Here is a 13137-nt window from a genome sequence, read left to right as displayed (position 1 = left end):
AACCGACAATATGTAGGTTGATGGGCTGATGAGGTGGCGAGTGGCGGAGCCGACGGTTAAAGACGACATCGACCAGCGCATCCGCGAGGCGCAGGAGAAGTTCAACGCTGGGATGGGCGCCGACGGCGACGCGACCCCGTACCCGCTGCTGCGGGAGTTGCGTCAAAAGGCGCCCGTTCACCCCGGCTGGCCGGAGATGGGCGTTCCGCGTGACGGGCCCGACGGCAAGCAGACGTTCACGGCGTACTCGTTCGACGCCGTCAAGGCCGTGTTCACTGACAACATCACTTTCAGCACCCGCATCTACGAGGATATGGTGCGGCCGCTGCAGGGGCCGACGATCCTGGAGATGCAGGAGCCCGAACATGCGGTCTATCGCCGCCTGCACGAATTCGCGTTCGCCAAGTCCTCGATGAAACGCTGGGACGCCGAACTCGTCGGGCCGCTCGTGGATCGCACGATCGCGAAGATTCGCGACCGCAAGCGTGCGGACTTGGTCGCAGCAGTCTTCATGCCGATCCCGGTGCGGGTCATTGCAGCACTGCTCGGGTTGCCGGAGTCTGATATCGGCGAATTCCACCGGCTGGCCATCGATCTGCTCGGCTTTCGTGGGGACATGGAAACCGCGCTGAAGGCGTCGGCGGAGATGAAGGAGTACTTCATCGGCGTGCTGGCCGACCGGCGCAAGTCGCCGAAGGACGACATGGTGACCATTTTGTCGCAGGCCGACATCGACGGCGTCAAGATGTCGGACGAGCAGATCTACGGGTTCATGCGCAATCTCTTGCCCGCCGGGGCGGAGACCACGTCGCGATCGACAGCGAGCCTCGCGCTGGCCCTGTTGACCCACACCGACCAACTCGACGCCGTGCGCGCTGACCGCAGCCTGTTGCCACAGGCGATCGAGGAGGGCATCCGGTGGGAGACGCCGCTGCTGAATTTCATCCGGGAGGTCAGCGCCGACACCGAATTCTTCGGGCTCGAGATCCCGAAAGGATCGACGATGATGGTGAACCTCGGTAGTGCCAATCATGACGAGACGCGTTGGCCGGACCCGGAGTCCTTCAACATCTTCCGCGAGCGCAAGCCGCACATCGGGTTCGGCCACGGTGCCCACTTGTGCCTGGGGATGCACTTGGCGCGGTTGGAGAGCACCAAGTTCTTCAACGCGATCTTCGACCAACTTCCAGGCCTGCGGCTCGATCCCGACGCCCCGCCGCCCTATGTGAGCGGCACGATGTTTCGTTCGCCGCCGCGGCTGGACGTGGTATGGGATTGAGGTTTGCCTGATATGACTCGAGTGATCCAATGGGCAACCGGGGTGACCGGAATGATGTCGCTGCGACACGTGTTGGGCCGGTCGGACCTGGAACTGGTCGCCGTGCGCGTGTACGACCAGGCGAAAACCGGCCTCGACGCGGGCACCCTGTGCGGGTTCGCGGAAGCAGGGGTGCTGACGTCTGCCGATCGGGACGCCGTCATCGCTACCGATGCCGATGTGGTGCTCTACATGGGCAAGGTGGAAACCGATACGCCCGGCTGCTTCGCCGACGTCTGCGATCTTTTGGCGTCGGGCAAGAACGTGGTGGCCACCGGCAGCCGGTTCGTGCATCCCCGCTCGCTGCACGAATCGCTGGCCGACGCAATCGAAAATGCATGTCGTGCTGGCCGTTCGTCATTTCTCGGGCTGGGCCTCTACCCGGGCTTCGTCGGCGAGTCGCTGGTCCCGATCTTATCCCGGCTCACCGAGCGCGCCGACCGGGTCAATGTTCGTGAGGTGCTGAACTACTCGACGTACGCCAGCCACGACTTGATTTTCAACGCCATGGGCTTCGGGCATGCACCCGATGACACCACCCCGTTGCTGACCAACACCGACTACGCCGCGAGCGCGTGGATCGGCAGCGCGACGATACTCGCGCAGTCCCTCGGGCTCGAGATTCGCTCCGTCGAGGGATTCCGGGAAGTCGCGACGACACCGAGGCCCCTAACGGTGGCTGCCGGGGACATTCCCGCGGGCACGGTCGCGGCGATGCGCTTCGGCGTGCTGGTCGAGTCCGGCGAAACCACACTCGCGGTAGAGCATCTCACCAGGATGGCCGACGACGTGGCGCCGCAGTGGCCGACGGAGATCGGTTATCAGGTGGCCTTCGAGGGCAAGCCCAACATGAGTTTTCATCTCGTGATCGGCTCGCACGAGGAGGATCACGCCGAGCAAGGATGCCTGGCCACGGCCATGCACGCCATCAACGCAATCCCGGCCGTGATCGCGGCTGAGCCGGGGCTCTACGATCTTTCGACGATCACCCCGTTCGCCGCGCACTGGACCGAACGCGGCGCGGTCCCCACGACATAACTGTCCGCAGGAGGCCCAAATTGATCTCGTTCGCCGATCGCGTCGTCCTGGTGACCGGCGGTGCCCGCGGCCTCGGCGAGGCGTATTGCCATGAATTTGCCCGTCGCGGAGCCGCTCTGGTGGTCCACGACAACGGTGCCGAAACCGACGGAAGCGGAGGCGATCCGGGCCCGGCTAATGACGTCGCCGCCGCGATTTGCGCCGCGGGGGGACAGGCGGTGGCGTGCGCCTCGGACGCCAGCGCAGAACAAGGGGGGCAGGACGCGGTCGACCTGGCCGTCCGCGAATTCGGACGATTAGACGCGATCGTCGCCAACGCTGGCATCATCCACGACGACCCGCTGCCGGACTGGCCGACCGAACGCTTCGAGGCGCTGCTGCGCCACCACGTGTTGGCAGCCTTTCACGTCATCCGACCGGGTTTCGCGGTGATGCGGGACGCCGGATACGGCCGACTGGTGTTCGTTTCCTCCGCCGCGGGGGTCTTCGGGCAGCCGGGGTTGACGGGATACGCCACGGCCAAGACGGGAATGCTCGGGTTGATGAACGTCGCGGCGCTCGAGGGTGCGGCGTACGACATACACGCCAACGCCATCATGCCGATGGGCGACACGCGGATGGCCGTGGCACTGATGGGGGAGGCGGGCCGCACGGCCGACGCTCGGGCCTTCCTGGAGACGCTGAGGCTCGATCAAGTGGCACCGGTCGTGGCCTACCTGGCCAGTGAGAGCTGCACGCTGACACACCGGGTTCTGAGCGCTTTCCGTGGCCGGGTGGCCGCGTTGCAGATCGGTGTAACCCGTGGCTGGTTCGCCGCCGACGGTTCCTTCGACGCCGAGGACGTGGCGGCCAACCTCGACCGTATTCTCGATCCGTCGGGGTTATTCGTGCCTGGCAGCATCTTTGACGAAATGGAGTGTGCTTTCGCGGCGGCTCCTGTCGAGTCGCAGGCGAGTCCCTGACCGGTCCGGTCGGCGGCCCTCGGCGAAACGCCCTTGACGTCAATCTGTGATGATCATGGGTCCGTCCCCGAAACCCGTGTGGCTGCGGATCAGTGGCAAATCCGCCATGGTGGCGAAACCCGCTGGTGCGGCACAGATTGCGGGTACGGCGTTGACGACCTGCAGCGCGACGGCCACGAGCCCGGCCCGCACGTGTTCGGCGACCGGCGCTGGCCGCGAGAAGCTGGCCAAGCAGAAGAAATGCACGCGCATAGACGGATCGCCTTCGAGCGTGAGGGTCCAGCCGTCATCCGGTGTGGGCCAATGCTCCGGGTACTCGCCGCCGACCGTCCACAGCGTCTCGAACTCGATGATCGGCTCGCCGCGACGGTTCCCCACAAAGTTCCACCGCTGGCCCGCCGTCGTGCCGGCGCGGACCTGGTGGTCGAAGATCTCGAAGTCCTTGGTGGCCGGCACCGCGTCAACAGTGACTGTGACATCGTCGATGGCAGCGTTCAAGGTGTCGGCGATGAACCAGGTCTGCTGGGTGAACAGGGCGGTGTTGAACGTCAGGAACTCGGTGGCCGTCGGGGTGATGTCCTCGATCGGCCGTCCGAACCACATTCCGTCGAAGGTTATTTCGGTGCTCTCCCAGAGCGACCAGTCGGCACGCTCCTGCAGAGTGAATCTATCGATGGAGCGGCTCATACCGGATAGCGCGAGCGGCAACACACCGGACAGGTTGCCCGGGTTGAGGCCGCTGGCGTGGATTGTGCTGTTGCCCTTGTGGCAGGCGGCCAACAGCCGTCGACGGTCGGCGTCGACGATGCGCTGCGGGTGGAAAAGGAATGACACCGTCGCAACATTCTTGCCCGTCTCCAGGAGTGCGCACACATCGTCGAGGCTCGTGAACGACGGCGCATAGAGGACGACGTCGGCGTCCATCGCGAGAATCTCCGCGACGTCGGTGGTTGCGCTGACGCCGACTGGGCTCCGGCCCACCAGCGTGCCCACGTCTACGCCGTCTTTTGAATCGGAGTACACCCGCGCTCCGACAAGTTCGAGGTCGGTCCGGTGGTCGAGGATCGTCTTGACCATCTCTGTGCCCACGGCGCCGGTCGCCCATTGAATGACCCGAAGGGGCCGGGAACTCGCGGTCAATTTCTCAACTACCTCCAGGTTCCGGTGAATGGTCGTGACGTCAGATGAAATCCGACCCACCGTCGACGTTGACGGTTGCCCCCGTCACATAGCCATTGCGTCGCGACGCCAGATAAGTGGTGACGGAAGCGATCTCCTCGGGCAAGCCGGCGCGACCGATGTCGCACGGATGGCCGTAAGTCTTCTCGACCCACGTCATCACGTCCTTCGGATCCGACGCGTCCAGCCCGTCGGCGGCCAGCACATCGCGCAGGGTCTGGGTGAAGCTCGCCGTCACAATGGTCCCTGGACAAACACAGTTCACAAGAATGCCTTCGGTTCCAAGGCTTTTCGACAAATTCTTGGTGAAGCTCGAGAGCGCCGATTTGGCTGCCGTGTAGGCGACCAGACGCGGGCTCTGTCGTTGGATCGAGTGCGCAGAGAGGGTGACGATGCGAGCCCACTCGGCCGATCTCAGCAGCGGCAGTGCGCTCCTGACTGAGCGCACGGCGGACAGCGTGCCGAGATCGAATGCAGCGTGCCAATCTTCGTCGTCGAGGTCGTCGAATGCGCCCGCGTTCGGGCCGACCGTGTGCACCAAGACGTTCAGGGAGTGCCAGGCGTCACCAACGGCTGCGAACGCCGCCGCAATGGAATCAGCGTCGGCCATGTCGACGGTGATCGGAAGTACCTCCGGGGCGCCGGCGCAACGGATCTGCTCGGCGGCCGAGTCCAGCGCCGCCCGGCCGCGGGCCATGATCGCCACGGAGGCACCCTCGGCCCCAAGGCTCTCCGCGATCGCCAGCCCCATACCCTTGCTACCGCCGGTCACGACCGCCGTCGCACCCGTTAAACCGAGATCCATTCAGTCGTCCGCCCTTGGCGGTTCGGTAATCATCACCGATTCGTGCCGATTCGCGGGGCAAGATGCACGATCTCGCTGACGACGGTGGGGTTCGCGCGTGAGATGGCGATCAGGGACAGCATCGCGTTGGCCACGTCGTCCACCGTGGACATCTCGTCGGGAATCTGGCCCCCGCGCGCCCAGGCCCGGTATAGATCGGCCAGCAGATCGCGGTCGGCGCCGCGCAGGATCTCAGTGTCACAAGTAGGACCAACGCTAACCCGGATCACGGCCAGCTCGGGATGCTCAGCCCGCCAAGACCGCAAGATCTCATCGAGCGCGGCCTTGCTTGCGTGATAGGCCGCCACACCGGCGCGGGGGCGGCCGACATCGTGGCTTGACGCGACGACGACCGTGGCGTTGTCACTCAAGTGAGGCAGAGCCGCCCGCAGCACATGGGAAGCACCGACGGCGTTGACGGCGTACGAATGCAGCCAGGTCTCAACATCAGTGTCTTCGATCAGCACGAAGGGCACCACGGCGCTGGTAAACACCACAGCGTCCAGCTTGCCCAGATTCGCGGCGACATCATCGATGACGGTCTCTACGGCCCGCGGGTCGGAAACGTCTAGTTCATATGCCGATCCGTGCAGCCGATCGGCCAGTGCCGAGAGCAGGTCAACTCGCCGTGCGGCGAGCGCGACATGAGCTCCCCTGGAGTGGGCGGCGATTGCCAGCGCCTGTCCGATGCCGGAGGACGCTCCGATGATCAGCATCCGCGTCCCCGCGATGTTGGAGTGCCGGTCGCTCATAACCCGCTTCCTCTAGCTGAATCCGTCCTCATTGAAGGTTAGCCGCAATTCTCGCATGTGAGAATCAATATTTCCGTCTAGGGTGGGGTGCATGCCGACGGTGCTGCGTTGGCCGCCGCCGATTGGTATCGCGCCGACCGTGGCGCGTTGACGAACATGCCCGTCATCAAGGGCAACAGCGCAAGACCCGCCGAGACGTCGGGCTGAAGTTGGATCAACCTGTTGAAAAGGCTGTTTGTAATCGGGGATAACGCATATTCTCGTCGGATCAGGCTTTCGGAATTGCGAGGATGTCAAGGTTTGGCATGACGAACACGGTTGGCGCCAACCCCGTCTCCGGGTCCGCAGGGCCCGCTCGGGTGGGGGGTTCGCCGCCGTTGTCGAGCGCGGGATGGGTGGGCTTCGTCGTTGGATACCTGGTGTTCGCGCTCGCGACCGTCGCGACAATGCAATCGGGTACGCACGGGGATCCGCGCACCACCAACCCCAACCCGGGGACCGCGCCATATCCACCGTTCCTCGGGTTCGACAACTGGCCGCTTGTGGTCGCCTTGAGCTCCGTTCCGATGGCCATCGGAATGATCGCCACGCTGGTGTGGCTCTCGGCGAAGCAACGCAGGGTGCATTGGACGGTGGTGATCGCGTTCGCGGGGCTTATCACCGGCGCCCTGGATCCGTTGGCCAACTGGGCAACGTTCGCGATCTTCGATCCGCGGATGTTGCACTTCCCGATGTCATGGCCGTACGTGAACATCGCGCCGAACCTCGAACCCGCGCTGTCCTTCCTCGGGGGTTACGCGGCGTACTACTTGTTGACCGGTCTGGGGATTCTGCAACTGCACGATCGATTCCTAGCGCCACTAATTCGGCCCATGAGTTGGCCGGCGCGCCATCGACTTGCCGCGGTCTTCCTCGGCGCGTTCGTGATCGCCTTACCGCTCAACGGAGTTGTCCAGTTCACCTGGATGAGGTTCGGCATCTTCTACTACACCGAGGCGGTCGGACCGACGGTGCAGATCGGCCACATTCACTTCCCGCTCATCATGGCGGTCTACGACTCGTTCATATTCGCGATGGTCGCCGTGATGTGCGTCCGGGACGAAGAAGGCGAACTGGTGCTGATCAACCGGATCGCCCGCCGGCTACCGGCGCGACCGGGCCGCGACAAACTGTCCCTGACGCGCCAGCTCCTGGTGTCTGTCTCGGTGGGGCTCGTATCGTTCGCCGTACCGCTGGCGATACTGGCGGGGCTGCGTACCGCGGGCCTGTCCAAGCCCGCGTACGAGCAGAACCCGTATCCGAACATCAAGGTCTACGACCCCTACGGGCATCTGGAGAAGTCGGGCAAACCGGGGCCCTTCTACAAGTGAGCCACACCGAACAGGTATTTCGGACACGGCAATACGGAGCCGAAGGGAGCCGCAAGGCATGACGCTGTTCGCGCTGCTGCACGGCGGGCTGCATGACGGCTCGTGCTGGGACAGGGTCGCCGTGGAGCTCGCGCGGCGTGGTCATCGGGTCGTTGCGCCGGATCTGCCGGTCGATGATGACTCCGCGGGTGCCCTGGAATGGGCGCGCGTGGCGATCGACGCGATCGAGGGAGCCCGGGTCGGTGCCGCGTCCCCCAACATCGACGATGATGTTGTCGTTGTGGCACATTCGCTATCGGGGCTGTGCGCGCCGGTCATCGCCACGCTCCACGAGGTGCGAAGAATGGTCTTCGTCGGTGGCCTCCTGCCCGTGCCCGGACAGTCGTTCGCCGACCACCTGGCCGCCAACCCCGACGCGATCTCCTTTGCGGAGCCGCAAGAACACGGCGGCGGACCGTTCGGCCTGTCTTGGGAGGCGGTGCGGGAAGGCTTCTATCACGACTGCCCAGAAGTCCTGGGCCGCAAAGCGTTCAATGAATTACGACACCAATCCTTCACGGTGTTCATCGAACGTTGTCCGATCGACCGCTGGCCCGACACGCCCTCGGACTACGTGCTCATGCGCGACGACCGCGCGGTCGGGGCGTCCTGGGCCCGGCGCAACGCGGTCGACCGGATCGGGGCTCGCGTCATCGAGTTAGACGGTGGCCACTCACCGTTTTTTGCCCGACCCGCCGACCTGAGCACCCTCCTGCTACGCCTGGGCGACGCCGGCATCGACGGAAATCGCGGCGGCCGTTACGGATCTCGACTCATCTGAGGCCAGCCACGCGACCGCGTTGGCGACATCCTCGGGCATCGTCACCGCTTCCGGAATGAGTTGCTTGCTGAAGCCGTACAGGAGAAGCGAATAGGACTCCGCCGCCTCCTGCATCGCTTCGAGGATGGCGTCGGCGCCGTCGGCGCTCAACCGGACGGCGTGAGCCCGACCTTGGCCCTGAGCGGCCCCGGTGATGAGTACAACCTTTCCGCTCATGTCCGCCACACAGGTACGCTACACCAGCGCGCCAACTTTCGAGAACAGTCGTTATCTCGCGATGACAATGAGTATTCTACGGTCGCATGGGCGTACTCGACGGACAGACCGCATTCATCCTAGGGGCATCGGCCGGAATAGCTCAGGCCAGTGCGAAGCTGCTGGCCGCCAACGGCGCCACGCTGTATCTGCTCGGTAGGTCGACCACGCGCCTCGAGGCGACGCGCGAAGGTATCCTCGCCGTAGCTCCGGAGGCCGAAATCGTGCTACAGAAAGGCGATCCGGAAGACCAGCCCACCGTCGCTGCCGCCGCGCAGGCGGCCTATGACGTCAAGGGGCGGCTAAACATCGTCGTGGGTACGGTGGCCGCCGGAGGCACCGGTCCGCTGATCGAGCAGGATCTCGAGACCTTCACCAACTTCGTGATGGGCAATCTGCGGTCGAACTTCCTGGCGATGCGCTACTCGGCGCCGCTGATGACGAACGGCGGCTCGATCGTGTTCATCTCGTCGACGTCGTCGAAGATTCCCATGGAGGGTCTGGGGCACTATTCGGCGGGCAAGGCCGCCCTCGAGATGATGATCCGGGTGGCGGCATCCGAACTCGGTCCGAAGGGAATTCGCGTCAATGCCGTCCGGCCGGGTTTGACCGAAGCGGCCACCACCCAGGGCTATATTCACCTGGAAGAGCTGACCAGCAGCTTCCTCGAACGCGTCCCGTTGGGCCGGCTCGGCGTGTCCGACGATATCGCCCCCGGCGTAAGGTATCTGGCCGGTCCCGAGTCGAGTTGGATGACCGGGCAGAGTTTCGCGATCGACGGCGGCAACGAGGTACGGGGCGCTCCTCGCGGCCCGATGTTTACCGTCTAGCCGAAATCCAACGCGTTGCGCGGCGCGGTGATCGGCAGGTCCAGTGATGTAGCGATCCCCGCAGCCGCCTCGACGACGTACGGGATGGCGTTGACCACACGCATGGCCGTCGCCTCCATGGCATTGTCATTCGCCGACGCGGCGGTGCCCTCGGTGCCGAAGCGAAGATCGCAGTGGATGTGCGGCTCGCCCTCGATGACGATGCGGTAAGTGCCGTGTGGCGCTGACGCCCACTCGGGCGCCAGGTCGGGCGCCATGCGGTTGATGTGTTCGATGGTGATCAGCGGACGGCCATCGACGATACCGGTGGTCTCGGCCCGCACCGCCCCGCAGGTGCCGGCCGGAATCACCCCGCATGCCACGTGCAAGTCCCGCGGTGTGATTACGCGCTCATACTTTTCGGTGACCTTTTCGAGCTCGACACCGAGTGCACGGGCCACCAGACCGATCGGTGGTCCCCAGGCGAATTGTTGTGCGCCTTCGAGCTCCAAAAGCGGAGTGAAGTCCAACGGACGGCCGAAGCCCATCGCGTCGAACATCAGGTACTCGTTGGGGTAGGCCGAGTAGTCAAAGATCTCCTGCGCACGGACCGATCGGATGGTGTTCGACAATGTCGACAGGATGACCGCGAACTGGTCGCCGGCGAAGCCCGGTTCGATACCGGACGTGTATATCGTGACGCCGCCGGCCAGCGCCGCGGCTCGCACCTGGTCGGCAAGCTCGGGAATCCACCTGTCCGGGAACATCATTCCCGGTGTATTGGTGGTGACCACGTTGATGCCGGCCTTTAGCAAGCGGACATAGTCGCGAACCGCTGCGGCATCCATTTCGTCGCTCATGGCGGCGTAGACGACGCAGTCGGGCTTGAGTTTGATGATGTCGTCGAGGTCGCCGGTGGTCGTCATGCCGATGGGGCCGAGGCCGACGACCTCGCCGGCATCGCGCCCCGTCTTTTCGGGGCTGTGCACCCATACGCCGACCAGGTCGAGGTGCGCGCGCCGATGGATGGCCCGCAACGCGATGCTTCCCACGCCGCCCGTCGATATTACGGCGACGCGCAAAACCTTCTCTGTCACAGTCATTACTCCTTCGTCAGGGACGTCTGGCTATAGATCGGGGATGGGCAAAGAGGAATTCGGACCCTGCAGGCCGCCGTCGACAATGAAGGTCGAGTTCGTCGCGTAACAATCGCGGGTGCACAGGTACAACGTCAGCCGGCCGAGGTCTGCGACATCACCGATACGATGCAGCGGGGTCAGCTCCTTCAGCTTTTCTTCGGAGCCCGGCATCAGGTCGAAGCTCGACTGCAGCCCGGTGGTCATGAACGCGCCCAGGGCGATCGCATTGACCCGAATCTTGGGCGCGAGCTCCTGCGCCATGGCTCGGGTCAGGGCTTCGAGCCCACCCTTGGCCACCGAGTAGGGCAACAATCCCCGGATCCCGAATCGGCCCGCCCCCGAGGAGATGTTGACGATCGAGCCGCAGCCCACCTTCAACATGTGCGGCACGGCCAGTTGGCTCATGGTGAACGCGGAAGTGACGCAATAATCGAACGTTTCCCGGAGGTTGTCGTCGGTCAGGCCCAGAAATGGGCCGTAAGTTGCGAATCCGACGTTGTTGACCAAGATGTCGATGCGGCCGAAGTTATCGACGGTGGTCTGGACGACGCGCTCGCTGTCGGCGCGTTGCAGCGCGTCGGCGGTGATTGCGAAGCCTTTGCCGCCCGATTTCTCGATCTCGTCGAACGTCTGCTCGACTTCAGACGAGGTCCGCGCCGTACCCACGACCGTGGCACCGGCTTCGGCGAGTACCTTGGCGATACCCTGGCCGACGCCGCGCCCGGCGCCGGTGACAATTGCGACCTGACCCTCTAGGTTGAACTGTTCGAGTGCCACGAAGCGCCTCTCCGCCAGGACGTGTGGGTATGCAGCCGCGAATTTACCGCAATGAGAATTATTATTTCCGATAATTGAAATCTCGCTTTATGCGCTCGTAGAGTCGTCGGCATATCAGCGCCGCTGCCTTAGTTGCACCACGTTGTGTTCGCGATCGGACTCGAGCGGCTCGACCGCGTTGTTCGGAATCCCGTTGACACTGATGAGCACAAACATGCCTGGCGGACAGCCGGCACCCCTTAGGACTTCGTCAACAGCTCAGTGAGCTGTTGTGCCAGCTGCGACTTCTTGACCTTGCCGGTCGCTGTGAACGGAAGGTCCTGCTTTTCAGTGATCCAGATGAACTTGGGCACCTTGTAAGCGGACAGCCTGTCGCGCAGCTGCGCTTGCAGGGATTCGGCGTCAAGGGTCGATGCGCCGCGCGGCACAACGGCTGCCGCGACGACCGTTCCGCCCGCCGGACTTTCGGCTCCGACGACGTAGGCCTCTAACACGCCGTCGCAGTCTGAAAGCGCCAGTTCGACTTCGCTCGGTGTGACGTTGGTGCCGCCACCTGTCTTGATGAGCTCGCCCAGTCGTCCGGTGAATTTGATCCAGCCGTCGTCGTATCGGATGCCGCAATCACCCGTTCGGTAGTAGCCATCGGCGGTGAACACCTCTTCGCGCTCACGCTTCTGCAGCCGTTGCATCAACGAGTAGCCGCGAACCCAGATCTCGCCCGGGGCCCCGACGGGCACCGGCTGTCCCGTGTCGGGGTCGACGAGCAGGTGGTGCAGCCCTTCGATTGGTGGGCCGCCGGTTTGGGCCCGATCGGGCTCTTGGGGCAAATACGGATCGATGCCGAGGTGATTGCCGCACAGCTCCGTCATTCCCAGGCCGCTTGAGCCCTTGGGCTGGCGCTGGGGCGGCGCCATCGCGGGCATGCTGGTGCGGCGCACCGAACTCAGATCGCGCGCTGAGAAGTCGGGATGTTCGGACAACGTCTTGCCCTGTTGAGGCCAGCCCAACGCGATGGTCGCACGGTATCGCTCCATGAGTTCCAACGCCTCGGCAGGATCGAATGCGGGCTGGGTGATCAGCGTCGCGCCGTGGTGGATCACCGCGTGCAATCCGGTGATCAGGCCGCCCACCCAGAAGAACGGCATCGACGTGAACATCACGTCGTCGTGGGTGACGGCGTACATGAACGTGAGGTTGTAGGTGTGGCGGACCAGCGTGCCCTGGCTGTGCACAGGCCCTTTCGGGTCACCGGTACTGCCTGAGGTGTAGATGATCATCGCGTCGTCGGCCGGGGTCACGCACGATTCCACGTCGACGAGAAAGTCGACGTCGGCGGCCGGCAGTGCGCCGTCGGCATCGATCCTCGTCGTCCAGGCCCGATCGGACGCCCCGAACACCGCTACGGTCCGTACGAACGGGGCTTGGGCTACCGCGAGGCGGCCTGGTTCGCGCTGATCGGCCAATCCCGGTAGCGCTTCCTCAAGGAGGGCGAGGAAATCCTGATTGCGAAAACGGGACCAGGTGAGGATCGCTTGCAGGTCGGCATGGCGGATGGTCCACGCCAGTTCGGACGCCTTATAGAAGGTGTTGAGTGGCACGGCCACCGCACCGATGCGTGTCGTGGCAAACCATGCCAGTGCCCAGTCGATGCTGTTGGGCATCAAGATTCCGACGTGGTCTCCCTTCCCGATACCCTCGGCCAGCAGGCTGGTCGCAAGAGTGGCCGAGCGCTGGTCAAGCTCGGCATAGGTCAATTGCTGGCCGTCGACGATAAGGAGGGGCCTGTCCCCGAAAAGTGCAGAGCACGACCTCACTAGCGCGGGGATCGTGGGTGAAATGTTCGGGAAGGGCATGAACGCAGGATAGTAGGCTTT

General features: G+C 64.2%; 13 protein-coding genes and 1 pseudogene. 6 read left to right on the top strand and 8 right to left on the bottom strand.

Features of this window, described 5'->3' with window-relative positions:
• The first annotated feature begins 40 nt into the window (after positions 1-40).
• The 3 genes from DQP58_RS03615 to DQP58_RS03605 are packed head-to-tail and all read left to right on the top strand — an operon-like array spanning position 41 to position 3318.
• The gene (locus DQP58_RS03615) at positions 41-1279 is read left to right on the top strand and encodes a cytochrome P450 (RefSeq protein WP_112707133.1); all 1239 of its coding nucleotides are present in this window, start codon (positions 41-43) and stop codon (positions 1277-1279) included.
• 12 nt (positions 1280-1291) lie between these two features.
• Positions 1292-2356, top strand: coding sequence for an NAD(P)H-dependent amine dehydrogenase family protein (locus tag DQP58_RS03610; protein ID WP_165827786.1), 1065 nt, complete (start codon positions 1292-1294; stop codon positions 2354-2356).
• A gap of 20 nt (positions 2357-2376) precedes the next feature.
• A complete protein-coding gene (locus tag DQP58_RS03605) occupies positions 2377-3318 on the top strand; it encodes an SDR family NAD(P)-dependent oxidoreductase (RefSeq protein WP_165827785.1) in 942 nt (313 codons plus the stop codon).
• Positions 3319-3357: 39 nt separating this feature from the next.
• Here DQP58_RS03605 and DQP58_RS03600 read toward each other — a convergent pair whose 3' ends face one another.
• The 3 genes from DQP58_RS03600 to DQP58_RS03590 all read right to left on the bottom strand — a co-directional run bounded on the left by DQP58_RS03600 (position 3358) and on the right by DQP58_RS03590 (position 6093).
• The gene (locus DQP58_RS03600; protein ID WP_112707130.1) at positions 3358-4395 is read right to left on the bottom strand and encodes an NAD(P)H-dependent amine dehydrogenase family protein; all 1038 of its coding nucleotides are present in this window, start codon (positions 4393-4395) and stop codon (positions 3358-3360) included.
• Positions 4396-4498: 103 nt separating this feature from the next.
• A complete protein-coding gene (locus tag DQP58_RS03595; protein WP_112707129.1) occupies positions 4499-5302 on the bottom strand; it encodes an SDR family oxidoreductase in 804 nt (267 codons plus the stop codon).
• A 32-nt stretch (positions 5303-5334) separates the two neighbouring features.
• Complete coding sequence (locus tag DQP58_RS03590; RefSeq protein ID WP_112707128.1) at positions 5335-6093, bottom strand: SDR family oxidoreductase; 759 nt, start codon at positions 6091-6093, stop codon at positions 5335-5337.
• Between the two features lie 305 nt (positions 6094-6398).
• Here DQP58_RS03590 and DQP58_RS03580 point away from each other — a divergent pair, with 305 nt between their 5' ends.
• Together DQP58_RS03580 and DQP58_RS03575 are read left to right on the top strand one after the other, a co-directional pair.
• On the top strand, positions 6399-7463 hold the full coding sequence (locus tag DQP58_RS03580) for a spirocyclase AveC family protein (protein ID WP_112707127.1): 1065 nt from the start codon (positions 6399-6401) through the stop codon (positions 7461-7463).
• Positions 7464-7521: 58 nt separating this feature from the next.
• A complete protein-coding gene (locus DQP58_RS03575) occupies positions 7522-8283 on the top strand; it encodes an alpha/beta fold hydrolase (protein ID WP_112707126.1) in 762 nt (253 codons plus the stop codon).
• Here the strand turns inward: DQP58_RS03575 and DQP58_RS27455 are convergent.
• Both DQP58_RS27455 and DQP58_RS27450 read right to left on the bottom strand, forming a co-directional pair.
• Positions 8218-8397 carry an SDR family oxidoreductase gene (locus tag DQP58_RS27455; RefSeq protein WP_346427260.1) on the bottom strand — a complete coding sequence of 60 codons (180 nt, stop codon included), beginning with the start codon at positions 8395-8397 and terminating at the stop codon, positions 8218-8220. The two genes, DQP58_RS03575 and DQP58_RS27455, sit on opposite strands and share 66 nt — an antisense overlap.
• 9 nt (positions 8398-8406) lie before the next feature.
• A pseudogene (locus DQP58_RS27450) lies at positions 8407-8499 on the bottom strand (SDR family mycofactocin-dependent oxidoreductase); the annotation flags it as partial.
• 86 nt (positions 8500-8585) lie between these two features.
• On the opposite strand from DQP58_RS27450, the gene DQP58_RS03565 reads away from it, so the two are divergent.
• Positions 8586-9368, top strand: a complete 783-nt coding sequence (locus DQP58_RS03565; protein WP_112707125.1) for an SDR family NAD(P)-dependent oxidoreductase — start codon at positions 8586-8588, stop codon at positions 9366-9368.
• Here DQP58_RS03565 and DQP58_RS03560 read toward each other — a convergent pair.
• The 3 genes from DQP58_RS03560 to DQP58_RS03550 all read right to left on the bottom strand — a co-directional run bounded on the left by DQP58_RS03560 (position 9365) and on the right by DQP58_RS03550 (position 13116).
• The gene (locus DQP58_RS03560) at positions 9365-10450 is read right to left on the bottom strand and encodes an NAD(P)H-dependent amine dehydrogenase family protein (protein ID WP_112707124.1); all 1086 of its coding nucleotides are present in this window, start codon (positions 10448-10450) and stop codon (positions 9365-9367) included. The genes DQP58_RS03565 and DQP58_RS03560 overlap by 4 nt on opposite strands.
• Positions 10451-10474: 24 nt before the next feature.
• Positions 10475-11263 carry an SDR family NAD(P)-dependent oxidoreductase gene (locus tag DQP58_RS03555; RefSeq protein WP_112707123.1) on the bottom strand — a complete coding sequence of 263 codons (789 nt, stop codon included), beginning with the start codon at positions 11261-11263 and terminating at the stop codon, positions 10475-10477.
• A gap of 239 nt (positions 11264-11502) precedes the next feature.
• On the bottom strand, positions 11503-13116 hold the full coding sequence (locus tag DQP58_RS03550; protein ID WP_112707180.1) for a class I adenylate-forming enzyme family protein: 1614 nt from the start codon (positions 13114-13116) through the stop codon (positions 11503-11505).
• Between the last annotated feature and the right edge of the window lie 21 nt (positions 13117-13137).

This window comes from Mycobacterium colombiense (genome assembly GCF_003284975.1).
GTDB classification, from domain to species: Bacteria; Actinomycetota; Actinomycetes; order Mycobacteriales; family Mycobacteriaceae; genus Mycobacterium; species Mycobacterium europaeum_A.
This window is presented reverse-complemented; position numbering and strand designations above follow the sequence as displayed.